This window comes from Ensifer sp. ENS09, assembly GCF_014852425.1.
GTDB lineage: Bacteria > Pseudomonadota > Alphaproteobacteria > Rhizobiales > Rhizobiaceae > Ensifer.
Genome location: NZ_JACVBP010000006.1, coordinates 117,763 through 133,299, shown reverse-complemented (window position 1 = coordinate 133,299; position 15,537 = coordinate 117,763). Strand labels below are relative to the sequence as shown.

General features: G+C 63.2%; 14 protein-coding genes. 4 read left to right on the top strand and 10 right to left on the bottom strand.

All coding sequences use genetic code 11. From position 1 onward, the window contains the following. Positions 1–63 precede the first annotated feature (63 nt). Entirely contained in the window at positions 64–1,086 is a 1,023-nt protein-coding gene (locus IB267_RS27380) for an amino acid ABC transporter substrate-binding protein (RefSeq protein WP_192450666.1), read from the bottom strand. A 106-nt stretch (positions 1,087–1,192) separates the two neighbouring features. Next, positions 1,193–4,249 (bottom strand): aminotransferase class III-fold pyridoxal phosphate-dependent enzyme, encoded by a 3,057-nt coding sequence (locus IB267_RS27375; RefSeq protein ID WP_192450665.1) that lies wholly within the window; start codon positions 4,247–4,249, stop codon positions 1,193–1,195. Between the two features lie 126 nt (positions 4,250–4,375). Here IB267_RS27375 and IB267_RS27370 point away from each other — a divergent pair, with 126 nt between their 5' ends. Further along, a complete protein-coding gene (locus IB267_RS27370) occupies positions 4,376–4,810 on the top strand; it encodes an Lrp/AsnC family transcriptional regulator (protein WP_034806510.1) in 435 nt (144 codons plus the stop codon). A 30-nt stretch (positions 4,811–4,840) separates the two neighbouring features. Here IB267_RS27370 and IB267_RS27365 read toward each other — a convergent pair whose 3' ends face one another. Then, a complete protein-coding gene (locus IB267_RS27365; protein ID WP_192450664.1) occupies positions 4,841–5,779 on the bottom strand; it encodes an AraC family transcriptional regulator in 939 nt (312 codons plus the stop codon). Positions 5,780–5,996: 217 nt separating this feature from the next. Between IB267_RS27365 and IB267_RS27360 the strand changes: the two genes are divergently transcribed. Continuing rightward, positions 5,997–7,049 (top strand): NAD(P)-dependent alcohol dehydrogenase, encoded by a 1,053-nt coding sequence (locus tag IB267_RS27360; RefSeq protein WP_192450663.1) that lies wholly within the window; start codon positions 5,997–5,999, stop codon positions 7,047–7,049. Between the two features lie 68 nt (positions 7,050–7,117). Here IB267_RS27360 and IB267_RS27355 read toward each other — a convergent pair whose 3' ends face one another. Next, positions 7,118–7,582, bottom strand: coding sequence for an Lrp/AsnC ligand binding domain-containing protein (locus IB267_RS27355; RefSeq protein WP_034806518.1), 465 nt, complete (start codon positions 7,580–7,582; stop codon positions 7,118–7,120). A gap of 19 nt (positions 7,583–7,601) precedes the next feature. Then, positions 7,602–8,765, bottom strand: a complete 1,164-nt coding sequence (locus IB267_RS27350) for a M20 aminoacylase family protein (RefSeq protein WP_192450662.1) — start codon at positions 8,763–8,765, stop codon at positions 7,602–7,604. A 201-nt stretch (positions 8,766–8,966) separates the two neighbouring features. Here IB267_RS27350 and IB267_RS27345 point away from each other — a divergent pair, with 201 nt between their 5' ends. Together IB267_RS27345 and IB267_RS27340 are read left to right on the top strand one after the other, a co-directional pair. Continuing rightward, on the top strand, positions 8,967–10,037 hold the full coding sequence (locus tag IB267_RS27345) for a D-alanyl-D-alanine carboxypeptidase family protein (RefSeq protein WP_192450661.1): 1,071 nt from the start codon (positions 8,967–8,969) through the stop codon (positions 10,035–10,037). A gap of 12 nt (positions 10,038–10,049) precedes the next feature. Beyond that, positions 10,050–11,189 (top strand): GTP-binding protein, encoded by a 1,140-nt coding sequence (locus tag IB267_RS27340; protein WP_192450879.1) that lies wholly within the window; start codon positions 10,050–10,052, stop codon positions 11,187–11,189. A 193-nt stretch (positions 11,190–11,382) separates the two neighbouring features. Here the strand turns inward: IB267_RS27340 and IB267_RS27335 are convergent, their stop codons facing one another. The 5 genes from IB267_RS27335 to IB267_RS27315 form a co-directional block, all read right to left on the bottom strand. After that, positions 11,383–11,619, bottom strand: coding sequence for a sulfurtransferase TusA family protein (locus IB267_RS27335; protein WP_043623130.1), 237 nt, complete (start codon positions 11,617–11,619; stop codon positions 11,383–11,385). Next, positions 11,619–13,061: a murein L,D-transpeptidase family protein gene (locus IB267_RS27330; RefSeq protein WP_192450660.1), complete on the bottom strand. Its 1,443-nt coding sequence runs from the start codon at positions 13,059–13,061 to the stop codon at positions 11,619–11,621. The genes IB267_RS27335 and IB267_RS27330 overlap by 1 nt, the downstream gene beginning before the upstream one ends. Positions 13,062–13,341: 280 nt before the next feature. After that, positions 13,342–14,295: an acetyl-CoA carboxylase carboxyltransferase subunit alpha gene (locus tag IB267_RS27325; RefSeq protein ID WP_034806530.1), complete on the bottom strand. Its 954-nt coding sequence runs from the start codon at positions 14,293–14,295 to the stop codon at positions 13,342–13,344. 64 nt (positions 14,296–14,359) lie between these two features. Then, complete coding sequence (gene xerD, locus IB267_RS27320) at positions 14,360–15,316, bottom strand: site-specific tyrosine recombinase XerD (RefSeq protein ID WP_192450659.1); 957 nt, start codon at positions 15,314–15,316, stop codon at positions 14,360–14,362. Next, entirely contained in the window at positions 15,313–15,462 is a 150-nt protein-coding gene (locus IB267_RS27315) for a hypothetical protein (protein WP_192450658.1), read from the bottom strand. Before IB267_RS27315 ends, xerD begins: the two co-directional genes overlap by 4 nt. Between the last annotated feature and the right edge of the window lie 75 nt (positions 15,463–15,537).

Genomic DNA, 15,537 nt, shown 5'->3' with positions numbered 1-15,537 from the left:
TTGGCGCTTTTCCTTGGGTCTAGCAATTCCGAACGGAGACTTGCCGGAATTGCTCCTTGCGGATCAGCGTGCCGGCGGGGCGTACATCAGGCCGCCCTGGCTCCAGAGTTTGTTGAGACCGCGATCGATCTTCAGCGGGCTGTCCTTGCCGAGGTGGCGTTCGAAGACTTCGCCATAGTTGCCGACGGCAGAAACCACCTGGTAGGCCCACTTCGGATCGAGGCCGAGCGACTTGCCCGCTTCGTTCTCGATGCCGAGGAAGCGCTTCTGGGCGGTCGTGCCGCTTTCGATCAGCTTGGCGGCATTGTCCTTGGTGATGCCGAGTTCTTCCGCTTCGGTCAGTGCGAACAGCGTCCAGCGCACGATCTTGAACCACTGATCGTCGCCCTGGCGGACGGCCGGGCCAAGCGGCTCCTTGGAGATGACTTCCGGCAGAACGACGAAACGATCGGGGTCGTTCAGCGTCAGGCGCTGGGCATAAAGCGCCGAAGCGTCGGTCGAGTAGACGTCGCAGCGCGCGGTGTTGAAAGCCTGGATCGTCTGGTCGGCCTTCTCGAAGGCGACGACCTGGTACTGGATGTTGTTGGCGCCGAAATAGTCGGCCATGTTCTGCTCGGTCGTCGTGCCGGTCTCGGTGCAGACGGAGGCGCCGGAGAGTTCCTTGACGCTCTTCACGCCGAGGTCGTTGCGCACCATGAAGGCCTGGCCGTCGTAGTAGTTGACGCCGACGAAGCTCATGCCGAGATCGGTGTCGCGCGACAGCGTCCAGGTGGTCTGGCGCGAAAGCAGGTCGGCCTCGCCGGACTGCAATGCGGTGAAGCGCTCCTTGGTCGAGAGCGGCACGTATTTCACCTTGTCGGGATTGCCGAGCGCTGCGGCAGCCACCGCGCGGCAGAAATCGATGTCGAAGCCGGTCCATTCGCCCTTGTCGTTGGGTGCGGAAAAGCCGAGCACGCCCTGGCTGACGCCGCAGCGAAGCTCGCCGCGTTCCTTGATGACGTCGAGCATGCCGGCGTTGGCGGCGGTGCCGGAAAGAAACGCCGCGCTCGCCAGAGCCAGAACTCCAAGTTTCACTCCAAGTTTCATTTCCTGTTCTCCTCTTCTCTTGTTTTAGGACATGCGTCTTCGTTGCCGGGATGCGTGTCGTGCACCCCGGTCATTGCATCTGGTTTTTCTGCTGTTCGACCCGGCCTTAGCCGAGCGTCCTTGCAACTTCCGCGAAAGTCTCTTCGAGCACGGCGAGCAGGTGATCGGCATCGCGTTTCGAGAAGATCATCGGCGGGCGCATTTTCAAGATGTTGTCGTGCGGACCTTCGGTGCCCATCAGCACGCCGCGGTGGCGGGCGCCGTTGGAGACCGCGCGGGCGAATTCGGTTGCCGGCGCCTTTGTCTTGCGGTCGGTCACGAGTTCGATGCCGAGGAACAGGCCCATACCGCGCACGTCGCCGATGACCTCGTAACGCGCCTGCATGGCACGGAAGGCATCGATCAGATAGTTGCCGACCGAAAGCGCATTGCCGCGCAGGTCCTGTCCCTCGATCACGTCGAGTACGGCGAGACCGACGGCGCAGGAGACCGGGTTGCCGCCGAAGGTGTTGAAGTACTCCATGCCGTTGTTGAAGCTGTCGGTCATCTCGCGGGTGGTAACGACGGCTGCAAGCGGATGGCCGTCGCCGATCGGCTTGCCCATGGTGACGATGTCAGGCACGACGCCTTGCGTCTCGAAGGCCCACCAATGGCTGCCGATGCGGCCGAAGCCGACCTGCACCTCGTCGGCGATGCACACGCCGCCGGCTTCCCGCACCAGGCGATAGACTTCCTTCAGGTAGCCTTCCGGCAGGAACACCTGGCCGGCGACGCTCGGGATCGACTCCGCGATGAAGAAGCCCGGGCCTTCGCCCTTGGCCTGCATCGCCTGGATCAGCTCGGCGACGCTTTCGGCGAAGCGCTTACCGTGTTCCTCGGCCGGCCAGTCCGCCGGCGCATGGTAGCTGTCGGGAATGGTCGCCACATGCACATGCGGCTTCGGACCCTTGCCGCCCTTGCGGCGGAACTTATAGGGGCTGATGTCGATCAGCTCCTGGGTCGTGCCGTGATAGGACCAGTCGAGTGTGATGGCATTCTCGCGACCGGTATGGGCACGCATCAGCCTGAGCGCCAGGCTGTTGGCTTCCGAACCGCTGTTGACGAAACCGGCGACCGTCAATTCCCCAGGCAGCGTCGCAGTCAGCCGCTCGGCATAGGCGACGATGTTGTCGTGCAGGTAGCGAGTGTTGGTGTTGAGGATCGCTGCCTGCTTTGCCATCGCCTCGACCACTGCCGGATGGGCGTGACCAATGTGGCAGACATTGTTGAAGCAATCGAGATAGGCGCGGCCGCTGTCGTCGATCAGCCAGACGCCTTCGCCGCGCACGAACTTGATCGGTTTGTCGTAGGAGATCGAGAGGTTGGGCAGGAGCAGTTCCTTGCGGCGCTTGACGATCTCCTCGTGCGAGCGGCCCTTCTTTTCATAGAATTCCTCGGCAATGCCGGCAAAGGTGCGCGCATCCGGGAAGAGTTCGGCCCAGACATCGAGAAACTGCGGTTCGCCGACGCCGAGGATTTCGGTCGCCGTCAGGCTGGTATCGGCGGAAAGCTGCAGGTGCAGATGCGGCGCCCAGCCGCCGTTTTCCTGCGGGGCGCCCATCTCGCCGACCAGCGCGCCGGCCTCCAGCCGATCGCCGGCCTTGATGCGTCCCATCGCTTCGTGCGCCATATGACCCCAGAGCGTGACAAAGGGCGGGCAGCCCTCGGGCTCGTGGCGAAGCGCTATCAGGCAGCCGTAGCCGAGCGGATCTTTCTCGATTTCGACGCTGACGACGGTTGCTGCAAGCGGGGTGTAGAGCCTGGTGCCGGCGGCCATGAACAGGTCTAGCCCGAGATGGCGGGTGCGGCGGGTGTGGTCGATGAAGCGCGAGACGAACATCTCGCCGGCATAGACTGTGCGTTCTTCGCCAAAGGGGCCGATGCCGAGTTCGACGCCGTGCGTGCGGCAATAGTCTTCCCAGATCGCCTGGGCTTCATTCGGTTGTTCGGCTGCCGACTTCACGGTCATCGGATGCTGCGGGTCGCCATAGGGAACGAGCGCTGCCGGGTAGGTGGCGGCCGGACGTGCGAGCAGCGGCTTCAGCGTCTTGCGGTTCTCGCGGATCCAGGCGGCAACGGCACGCGCGCCCGGGCTTGCCTCGAAGCCGCAGGCATGCCGCAGGATGGCGGTGGCGAAACGCGGATTCATCCGGTCGAGCTTGCGCAAAAGCGTCCAGGCCGGCCGTTCGCTGATGGCGAGATAGGGATTGTCGTCGGTGTGGGCGCGGCGGGACGCCGAGATCGTGACCGACGTGACGAGGCGCATGGCGATGAGATCGAAGAGCAGATCGACCTCTTCTTCCGCCAGCGGATACTCCGCATGGAAGCCGCGGGCGATTGCCGCAGCGGCGCCGATCGGATCGGGATGGTCGAGCCCGGCATAGGCGGCGGCGATCGCCACCTCTGCAATCACGGGCGCATGCAGGGCGTCGCCGAAATCGATCAGGCCGGAAATGGTGTCGTGATCGACTTTATCGACCAGCACATTCCAGTCGTTGGCGTCGTTGTGAATGACGGCGGCACGAAGGGTTGCAAGTCGTCGTGCCACGGCCTTTTCGAAGCGGACAAGGAAGCGTTCGAGCAAGGCACGGTCTTCGGCCGAGGTGACGTGGTGCAGCCGGTCAGCCGAGCGGCCGGCGTGGCGGATATCCCAGTCGAGATCGCGCAGCGCGCCCGGATGCATGAAGCCCTTGAGCGAGGCATCGAAGCGGCCGAGCATCTGCCCAAGCGACTGGAGCGCCGCCTCGCTGCGTCCGGTTTCGGCAAGCGGCAGGCCCTCGACCCAGCTGACGAGCCGTAGGCGGTGGGTGACGCCGCCCGCACTGGTGGTCGAAGCAAGGCTCGCGCCCGACAGCGTCGGCCGGATATGTGGCACCGGCAGGTCGGCGGCATGGGTGCCGACGTGGCTGAGCAGTGCGGTCTGGAAATCGCTTTCGACCTCGGGCTCGGCGCCGTTGACGATCTTCAGAATGGAGATGCTGCCGTCCTCAGCCTCGACCTTGAAGTTCTGGTCGCGTTCGCTGGCGAGCAGCGAGAGCGTACCGGAGAGGCCGTAATGCTCCTTCAGCAAGGCGGCTGCCGCTTCGGTCGAAAAGTCGGGCGTGGTCTTCAGCATATCGTTCATGGGGATCCTCATCTCGGTGAGAAGATTTGCATGAGCGGCGAGGGGATGCATCCGGCAATATGCCGGTTGCACCGGCACTATGTTTATAATAACCGTCATCTTGTCGGCGGGCACGGAGAAGGGGGCATGCAGGACATCGACGCGATCGACCGCACCATCCTCAGCATCCTGTCGCAGGAGGCGCGGATCCCGATGAAGTCGTTGGCGGGCCGGATCGGGCTCTCCAGAAGTGCGACGACCGAGAGGGTCACGCGACTGGAAAAGGCTGGCGTCATTCGCGGCTATCGCGCCGATATCGGCCAGCTGGACGAGGGCACGATTCAGGCCTTTCTGCTGGTGACGCTGAAGCGCACGCCATCGATCGGCGTGCTCGACCGGCTTGCCGGTTTCTCTGCGGTCCGCAAGGTGTCCTCCGTCAGCGGCCAGCTTGATCTCGTCGTCGAGGTCGAGGTCGGCTCGATCAATGCGCTCAACGAGCTGCGTAACGAAGTGGCGACGATGGACAATGTCGAGGATCTGACCACCTCGATCGTGCTTAGGCGGGATATCGAGCGAAGCTGATACGCCGCCAGCGGAACCGAGGGCGCCTCGTCAGCCCTCGCTCAGCATCTCCGCTTGCGGAGCAAGCCGTTCGAGCAGCGAGCGGCGCACGCGGCCGATGTCGCGCATCGGTGGCTCGCCGAAATGGCGGGCATATTCGCGACTGAACTGCGACTGGCTTTCATAACCCACCTGATGGCCGGCATCGCCGGCGTCGAGACTCTCCTCCAGCATCAGCCGCCGGGCCTCCTGCAGCCGCAGCTGCTTCTGGTATTGCAGCGGGCTCATGGCGGTGATCGCCTTGAAGTGATGGTGCAGCGACGAGACGCTCATCGACACACGGTTGGCGAGGTCGTCGATCCGCAAGGGCCGCGAATAATGTTCCTTCAGCCAGGCGACTGCGCGGCCGACCTGATGCGGCTGACTGTCGGTCGTCGCCATCTGCCTGAGCCGGTGGCCATGCGGGCCGGTCAGGAGCCGATAGAGGATCTCCTGTTCGATCAGGGGCAGGAGTGCTGGGATATCGTCCGGTCGTTCGAGCAGGCGCAAGAGCCGAAGGGCCGCATCTTCGAGTTCGACAGTGATCTTGCTGACGCTCATGCCGCGCACGGAGGTGGCGGATGCCGGCAGTTGCGACAGGGACGCAAGCAGCGCCTGGATCTTGCCCGGGTCGAGCGTGAAGGCCATGCTGAGATAGGGTTCTTCTGCGGAGGCCTGGCAGACCTGGGACAGAACGGGCAGGTCGATCGACGTCAGCAGATAATCCGAGGCGCCGTAGATCAGCGTCTCTTCGCCGAGCACCACGCGCTTGGCCCCTTGCACGATGATCGCCAGGCTTGGCCTGTAGGCGGAGCAGTTGACCGGGGCATCGCCGCCGTGGCGGTGCAGGCTCAGGCCGGCAATCTGCGTCATGTGATCGCCGTCGGTTTTGGCAAACCGGGCAATGACGTCGATCATCTCGGGGCGGGCAGTCTGTCGCGTGGCTGTCATAATATCAGGTCTTTCCAGCGGCTTAGCGTCGTGTGAGGCAAGGCTCAGATAGGGTCTCGACGTGCCATCTCCAGGATGCCCCCGTCAATCTTGTAGGATCGTGCAAAAACTTTGCAGGATCGCTCTAACGCTTGCAGCGTGCGCACCCTCATAGTCCTGATGCGTCAGGCCGGGCTCCCTCCGGACCTGCACCCTTTCCCAAAATGAGGACAGACTGATGGCCATTGCAAGAGGATATGCGGCGACCGATGCGTCGAAGCCGCTGACGCCCTTCACCTTCGAACGCCGCGAACCGCGCGACGACGACGTGGTGATCGAGATCAAATATTGCGGCGTCTGCCACTCCGACATCCACCAGGCCCGCAACGAATGGGGCAACTCGGCGTTCCCGATGGTTCCGGGCCACGAGATCGTCGGCATCGTCACGGCGGTCGGCTCCAAGGTGACCAAGTTCAAGGTCGGCGACCGCGCCGGCGTCGGGTGCTTCGTCGATTCCTGCACCACCTGCGCTACCCGCGATCTGGATCTGGAACACTACATGCCCGGCCTGGTCGTGACCTATAACGGCGTCGAAGCCGACGGCAAGACACCGACGCAGGGCGGCTATTCCGACAGCATCGTCGTCAAGGAAGGCTACGTTCTGTCGATCCCGGAGAACCTGCCGCTCGACGCTGCGGCACCGCTGCTTTGCGCCGGCATCACGCTCTATTCGCCGCTGCGCCACTGGAAGGCCGGCCCGGGCAAGAAGGTCGCGATCGTCGGCATGGGCGGTCTCGGCCATATGGGCGTCAAGCTGGCGCATGCCATGGGCGCGGACGTGACCGTTCTCAGCCAGACGCTTTCCAAGAAGGAAGACGGGCTGAAGCTCGGCGCCGACCATTACTACGCCACCAACGACCCCGAGACCTTCAAGGCGCTGGCAGGCACCTTCGACCTGATCATCTGCACGGTTGCGGCCGAGATCGACTGGAACGCCTATGTCAGCCTGTTGAAGGTCGACGGCGACTTCGTGCTGGTCGGGATTCCTGAAAACGCCGTACCGGTGCACGCCTTCTCGCTGGTGCCGGCGCGCCGCAGCATTTCCGGCTCGATGATCGGTTCGATCAAGGAAACCCAGGAGATGCTCGACTTCTGTGGCGAGCATGGCATCGTCTCGGAAATCGAGACGATCCGCATCCAACAAATCAACGAGGCCTATGAACGCGTCGTCAAGAGCGACGTCCGTTATCGGTTTGTCATCGACATGGCGTCGTTGGCGGACGCCGCCTAAGTTGAAAAACAGACGGCCCGGGATCTGTGTAGATCCCGGGCCGTTCTGTTATTTTCTGCGACAGAGGCTCACACCAGCGGCAGCGGCCCGTCGTTCTTGATCTCTTCCATGACAGCATAGGTGCGGGTCTCCTTGACGCCCGGGAGCGTCCAGAGAACCTGGCCGAGGAAGTTGCGGTAGGCCGCCATGTCCTCGAACCGCGTCTTGACCAGATAGTCGAAGCCGCCTGCCACCATGTGACATTCGAGCACGGCCGGCGCCTGTTTGACGGCGGCGGCGAACTGGTCGAAGACGTCGGGCGTCGTCTTGTCGAGCATGACCTCGATGAAGACCAGCAGCCCAAAGCCGAGCTTCTGCGGGTCCAATCGCGCGCCGAAGCCCGAGACGTATCCCTCCTTCAACAGCCGGCGCAGGCGTTCGCTGGTCGCGGTCGGCGACAGGCCGATGCGATCGGCCAGCTCCAGATTGGTGATGCGGCCGTCTGCCTGGAGGATGTTGAGAATTCGTCGGTCAATCTTGTCGATCTGATGCATGGAGCCTCCCAACCGTGCCTCAGGCGGCAAGTCGCGTTTCCGCGAGCTTCACCCAGTAGGAAATGCCGTGGGGGATCGCCTCGTCGTTGAAGTCATAGGCCGGGTGATGCAGCCCGGCGGTGTCACCATTGCCCATGAAGATAAAGGCGCCGGGGCGGGCAAGCAGCATGTAGGAGAAATCCTCGCCCCCCATCATCGGATCGAGCGACGGCTGGATATTGCCGGCGCCGGCAATTTCGGCGGCTGCCTGCAAGGCATAACCGGTCTCGTCGGCATGGTTCACGGTCACCGGGTAGTTGCGGTTGTAGGAGACCTGCACCGTCGCGCCGTAGATCTGGGCAACGCCCTCGGCAATCGTGCGGATGCGGCTTTCACCGATCTCGCGCACCTCGGGCATCAGGGTGCGCACGGTGCCGCCGAGCACGGCTTCCTGCGGAATGACGTTGTGGGCGAAGCCGGCATTGAACTTGGTCACGGAGACGACGACGGAGGCGAGCGGGTCGACGGTGCGGGACGCGATCGTCTGCAGGGCGGTCACGATCTGGGTGCCGACGACGATCGGGTCGATCGTCTTGTGCGGCTGGGCGGCATGGCCGCCACGGCCCTTGATGGTGATGGTGAACTCGTCGGTCGAAGCCATGATCGGGCCGACGCGGCTGCCGAACTGGCCGACGGGCATGCCCGGCATGTTGTGCATGCCGTAGACTTCGGCGATGGCGAAGCGCTCCATCATGCCGTCCTTGACCATCTCGTTGCCGCCGCCGCCGCCTTCTTCGGCGGGCTGGAAGATCACGGCGACCTGGCCGGCGAAGTTGCGGGTCTCGGCGAGATACTTCGCCGCGCCGAGAAGCATGGCCGTGTGGCCGTCGTGGCCGCAGGCATGCATCTTGCCAGACGTCTCGGACGCCCAGTCCTTGCCGCTCGTCTCGGTGATCGGCAGCGCGTCCATGTCGGCGCGCAGGCCGATGGTGCGGCCCGCGCCGAGATTGCCGCGGATGAGGCCGACGACGCCGGTGCGGCCAAGCCCCGTCACGATTTCGTCAACGCCGAACTCCTTCAGTTTCTTTTCGACGAAGGCTGCCGTATTTTCGACCGCGAACAGGAGCTCCGGATTCCTGTGCAGGTGGCGCCGCCATTCGGTGACTTCATTCTGGAGCTCGGCGGCACGGTTGAGTATCGGCATCGTTTCGTCCTGTCGGTCTGTTCGATCACTAATTGTATCTGCGTATCGGTGTGGATTGGCATCACTGCCCGTGAATGGGCTTTGCCATCTCCTCGCCATATAGGCTAAATAGCCGGACGAGACGAGGCAACAGCGGATTTTCGAGGTCCTATCGTGGTGACAGCAGGATTTTTCACGCGTGGCAAGATAAAGGCGCTCGGAGTGACGGCGGCGACATGCGCCACGCTTCTTGCGGCGCTGCCGGCTGCGGCCAATCCGAGGCTGGTCGTCGACGTCAATTCGCTGAAGGTTTACGAGCACCAGGATATCTTCCAGAAATGGTATCCGGCGTCTCTGACCAAGTTGATGACGGCCTACACGGCCTTCCGCGCCATCAAGTCCGGCCAGCTCACGCTCGAGAGCCCGGTCGTCATGACCAAGAACGCCGCCGCCGAGCCGCCGAGCAAGATGTTCTACAAGCCCGGCCAAGCGATGACGCTCGACAGCGCGCTGAAGATGATGCTGGTGAAGTCGGCAAACGACGTCGCCGTCGCGATCGCCGAAACGGTCGCGGGTTCGGAGCCCGCCTTCATCGAGCGGATGAACGCCGAGGCCCGCCGCATCGGCATGACGTCCTCGAACTTCGTCAACCCCAACGGTCTGCCCGGTCCCGGCCAGTACACGACGGCCCGCGACCTTGCGGTGCTGGCGATCACGCTCAAGCGCGAGTTTCCGCAATACGCCTCCTATTTCTCGCTGGAAGGCTTTACCACCGGCAAGAAGGATTATCCGAACTACAACATGCTGATCGGCCGCTTCGAAGGGGCTGACGGCATGAAGACCGGCTTCATCTGCGCCTCGGGCTTCAACCAGGTTTCGTCCGCCACCCGCGAGGGGCGCAGCGTCGTCTCGGTCGTGCTCGGCGAGGACAGCCTCGGTGCGCGTGCGGACGAGTCGGCAAGGCTCCTGCAGATGGCACTGACGACGAACGGCAACGGCAAACCGTCGCTGGTGCAGATCCCGCCCTATGGCGAGACGCGCGACATGGTCGCCGACGTCAGCAAGCAGATCTGCTCGAAATCGGCCGCGAAGGTTCGCAGCGAAGGCCGCGACGAGGCCGGCCGCCAGAAGCTGCTTTCGCCCTATATCCACGAAATCAACCGGCCGCTGAAGCTCGCCTTCGCCGGGCTCATCGCCGGCAGCGGCGAAAAGGCTCCGAAGCTTGCCGGCGACCCGGCCGGCCAGGGCGATGTCGCCAATGTGCCGATCCCGGTGCCGCGGCCGACCTTCTGATCGGAGTGCATGATGGTTAGTCCCTTGTCGGCGGTGCCGGTCTCGATCCTCACCGGCTTTCTCGGTGCGGGCAAGACGACGCTGCTCAACCGGCTGCTGAAGGATCCCGATCTCTCGGATACGGCCGTGATCATCAACGAGTTCGGCGACGTCTCGATCGACCACCTGCTGGTGGAAGCCTCCAGCGACGGGGTCATCGAGCTTTCCGACGGCTGCCTCTGCTGCACCGTGCGCGGCGAACTGGTCGATACGCTCGCCGATCTCATGGATCGTATGCAGACCGGCAAGATCAAGCCGCTGAAGCGCGTCGTCATCGAGACCACGGGCCTTGCCGACCCGGCGCCGGTGCTGCAGTCGGTGATCGGCAACCCGATCATCGCGCAGAACTTCCGGCTGGATGGCGTCGTCACCGTCGTCGACGCCGTCAACGGCCTGCAGACGATCGCCAACCACGAGGAAGCGCTGAAGCAGGTTGCCGTTGCCGACCGCATCGTCATCAGCAAGACCGGCCTTGCCGAAGCGTCGGAGCGTGATGCGCTGACGGCGAGGATCCGCGCGCTCAATCCGCGCGCGCCGCTGATCGATGGCGACAGTGCCGAGGCAGGGCGCGCAGAGCTGTTCGATTGCGGTCTTTACGACCCTTCATCGAAGATCGCCGATGTCGGCCGTTGGCTGCAGGACGAGGCGCACCACGACCACCATCATCATGACCATGACCACGATCACGATCATCACCACCATGATCATCACCACCATCACGATGTGACGCGGCATGGCGGCGACATCCGTTCCTTCAGCATCGTGCATGACCGGCCGATCGAGCCGATGGCGCTTGATATGTTCATCGACCTGCTGCGCTCGGCGCATGGCGAGAAGCTCTTGAGGATGAAGGCGATCGTTGCGGTTGCCGACAGGCCGGACCGGCCGCTTGTCCTGCACGGCGTGCAGAACGTCTTCCACACGCCGGAGCGGCTCGCCGCCTGGCCGGACGCGAACGACCGGCGCACGCGCATGGTGCTGATCACCAAGGGGCTGACGGAAGACTTCGTTCGCGATCTCTTCGATGCCTTCACCGGCAAGCCGCGCATCGACCGGCCGGACGCCCAGGCGCTCTCCGACAACCCGCTCGCCGTTCCGGGCATGCGGTTCTAAGCAACTCCAGGAAAAGTGCGAAGCGGTTTTCCGTCCGGAGTTGCGCCTTTGAGGCAAGCTCCAGGAAAAGTGCGAAGCGGTTTTCCGTCCGGAGTTGCGACCTTGAGGCACCTTTCGGGACAAGTGTGGACCGGTTTCTGTCTGCGAGTAACCCGAATAAATCATGCGAAGCCGCTCTGCGGCTTGCTGCACCTTACGCGCCTTTGCGGATGAGGAACCGGTGGCCACCGTCGGCGGGTGCGGTCTCTTCGAGCTTGTGGCCGTCCTCGTTGCAGAAATGCGGAATGTCGATCACGGCCAGCGGGTCGGTGGTCGTAATCTCCAGCAAAGCGCCTGGCGCCAGCGAGGTCATGCGTTTGCGCGTCTTCAAAACGGGAAGGGGGCATTTAAGCCCCCTCAGGTCGTAGACGATCTTCTGTTCGTCCGGCATCAATTGCCCCAGATCTTCCAGAACGGGCGCTTCTTCGGCGGCTCTTCCGTCAGAACCGGCGCCTCGGCGGTCGCACCGGTTGCCGGCGTCGTTGCCGTGGTCACGGCAGCGGCTTGCTGCTGGGCGGCGGGAGCCGCTGCTTTCGCCTGCTTTGCGGTCGTTGCCGGAGCCGGCTGTGCCTGCGGTGCGGCGGTTGCCTGCTGGTCCGGCGTCACGACGACGGGAGCCGGCATCTGCAATTCCGGTTCGCTCTTCGAGAACAGGCTCCAGAAGGATTTCTTCGGCTCTTCGACGGCTGCCTGCATCACCGGCTGCGGAATGGGATTGGCGGCGGGGACGGGCACGTGCTTGCCGCCATCGGTCGCCTTTTCGAGTTCCTTCTTCTGGAGCTCGACAGCCACCTTGGTTTCTTCCGCTTCCTTCTGATCGGCGAGCTTCTTTTCGAGATCGCTCGCCTTCATCATCTTGCCGGCGTCAAGCGAGTTGCCGGTCGGAGCATAGGCGAGCTCGCGGCCGACGCGCTGCTTGGCGACGATCGCCTTGCGCTCGGCCTCGCTCGGCTCGTACCAGACCATGCCGTCATACTTCTTCATGGCCTTGTCGTAGTCGGTCTGGTAGGTCTTCTCAAAGCCAGCCATGGCGACTTGCAGCGCCGGCGGCGTCGACATCGCCGGGCACTGGCCACCGGGATTGAACGGGCCGGAGGCCTGCTGGTTGAAGACGTACTTCTTTTCGCAGACGTTGACTTCCGGCGGACGCTTGGTGACTTCGAACTGGTCGTAGCCGACCTTCAGCATTTTCCAGAAGTCGATATTCGGATTGTCGCGGTGCCGCGCCATGTTTTCCGCGGTCATGCGGAAGGGGAAGGCTTGCAACTGCACACTCTCCTGGCCGCCCTTGAAGCTGTCGCGGGCGAGCGCGAAGATCTCGATCATCTGCTCGTCGGTCATCGAGTAGCAGCCCGACGACGAGCAGGCGCCGTGGATCATCAGGTGCGTGCCCTGGCGGCCGTTCGCCTTGTCGTAGGCGTTGGGATAGCCGGTGTTGATCGCCAGATAATAGTTGGAGTTGGGGTTCATCTGGCGGGGGAAGAGCGGGTAGAAACCTTCCGGCGCCTGCCGGTCACCTTCCTTCACCTTGGGGCCGAGCTTGCCGGACCAGGCGCAGATCTTGTAGGTCTTCAAGAGCTGGAAACGGTTGGCCGTATTGGCCTTCCAGACCTCGAGCGTGCCTTCTTCCTTGAAGATGCGCAGCGCGATCGGCGCCTGCTTCTGCATGCCGAGTTCGGTCATCTTTCTGACCATCGGCGCAGAGACCTGGTACTCGGTCTTGTTCTTGACGGACTTGATATCGACCGACGTCGTCGCATCCAGCGCTTCGTTGGTGCAGCCGGCAAGTGTGGCGACAATGGCGGCGGAAGCTAAAAGGTTCCAGAAACGCATCAGCAGAGGCCCGTTCAAACCCAAACTCGACTAGGATAGCCCAGTCCGCGAGGGTGGGCCCTTTAGAGAATCACTAAGCGATTATACTTCACGAATTCTTAACCCTGCAGGGTGGCCCTGCCGATGCGCTGTTCATGACCTTATGAATATGGCCAAGATTTGGCCACACTCCGCTTTGCAGTTGCGAAACACTCTACCGCAATCGCGGGCCATGGAGACCGGCGAGGGGAAAGGCGTGGGACTTTCGCCCCGTCCCCGCCTAAGGACTGCCGATCCCGGCTTAGAGATTACGGCCGATATTCAGGTATTTTTGTCGGCGATCGGTGCGCAACTGGTCGCCATCGCGTCCGGAAAGTTCCTTGAGCGCGTCGGCGATCACGGTTCCGGTGCGACCGATGACCGCATTCGGGTCGCGATGCGCGCCGCCGACGGGCTCCTGGATGATGCCGTCGATGACGCCGAGCGCCTTCAGATCCTCGGACGTGATCTTCATGTTGCTGGCCGCTTCCTTCGCGCGGGTGGAATCGCGCCACAGGATCGAGGCAGCGCCTTCCGGCGAGATGACGCTGTAGATCGCATGCTCCAGCATGTAGACGCGGTTGCCGGTGGCGATCGCAATCGCGCCGCCGGAGCCGCCTTCGCCGATGACGACGGTGACGATCGGCACGCGAACGTTGAGGCACATTTCGGTCGAACGGGCGATGGCTTCCGCCTGGCCGCGCTCTTCAGCGTTAACGCCCGGATAGGCGCCGGCGGTGTCGACCAGCGTGATCAGCGGCAGGCCGAAGCGATCGGCCATTTCCATGACGCGGATCGCCTTGCGGTAGCCTTCCGGACGAGGGCTGCCGAAATTGTGCTTGATGCGCGACTTCGTATCGTTGCCCTTTTCCTGGCCGAGAACGGCGACCGGCATGCCGCGGAAACGCGCAAGGCCAGCCTGGATGGCGTCGTCATTGGCGAAGTTGCGGTCGCCGGCAAGCGGCGTGAACTCGGTGAAGAGTTCTGCTGCATAGTCCAGGAAGTGCGGACGCGAAGGGTGGCGGGCGACCTGGGTCTTCTGCCACGGCGTCAGCTTGGAATAGATCTCGACCATCGCGTCGCGGACGCGCGTCTCCAGGCGTTCGATCTCATCCGAAGTGTTCACGCTCTCGTCTTCGCCGGCGAGCTTCTTCAATTCGAGAATCTTGCCTTCGAGGTCGGAGATGGGTTTTTCGAAATCGAGATAGTTGTGCATGAGATGCGTTTCCGATCATTTTGCGACAAGGGTCTGCGGGCCGAAACCAGCCTGCCCGGCGGTCCTAATCCTGTTTTTTCGCCTGTTTGGCAAGAGGGTGATGGTTTTGCACGAGGTTGTGCAGCCGTTCTTCCAGCACATGCGTATAGATTTGTGTCGTGGAAATGTCTGAATGCCCCAGCAGTTCCTGCACCGCGCGAAGGTCGGCGCCATTGGCGAGCAGGTGGCTGGCGAAGGCATGCCTGAGCACGTGCGGGGAGATCGTGGCGACCCTTATTCCGGCGCGGGCCGCAAGCGATTTCAGGTCGCGCGCAAAAACCTGGCGCGGCAGGAAGCCCTGCTTGCCCGAGGAGGGAAAGAGCCACGGGTTCTCGCGGTTGCCAGTTTCGTCGCGCGCCATCTCGTCGGCGAGCGCCTCGCCATAGGCCCGCATGGCCCGGATCGCCGCCTGCGACAGCGGCACGAGGCGGTCCTTGTTGCCCTTGCCGCGGATGACGAGGAAGCGGCCGTTCTGCGCCAGCACACTTGCCGGCAGCGACACGAGTTCGCTGACGCGCATGCCGGTCGCATAGAGCAGTTCGATCAGCGCATGCATGCGCAATCTGCCGAGGTGGTCGGCGCCGCCGGCTGCCGCCTCGGTCTCCGCCTGGCCGATCAACCGCGAGACGTCGTCGACGCTTAGCGTCTTCGGCAGGCTGCGTCCCTTCTTCGGTGTGTCGAGGATCCCCGTCGGGTCGTCGCCGCGCATGCCTTCGGCGTAGAGGAACTTGTAGAACTGCCTGAGTGCCGAAAGCCGCCGCGCCTGCGAGGACGCCTTGAAGCCCTGGCCGGCGAGGTGGGCGAGATACCCGCGAAGATCGTCCGGTGTCGCTGCCGTCAGCCCGGTTCCAAGTGTGCGCAGGTGCGAGGAGGCATCTTCGAGATCACGCTCGTAGGATTGCAGCGTGTTGATCGCGGCACCCCGCTCGGCGCTCATCATTTCGAGGAAAGCCTCGACGTGGGCGGCGGAAAGATCGCTCATTGGGTCTTGTTCACCCGTTCGGACGGAATTTTGACGGTGACGTCGCGCTGCGTCGGCTCGACGAAGGTGACGAGAGAGATCATCGTGCCGTACACTATCCCGGCGATAACGGCGCAGAAGAACAGGAACCGGAAGAGGGTCGGCATTTCAATCTCCTCTGCATGTGCCTTTCGATCGAAGCGGACGCAAGGATACATGCAGGCGTTCAAACGGCCAGTGCG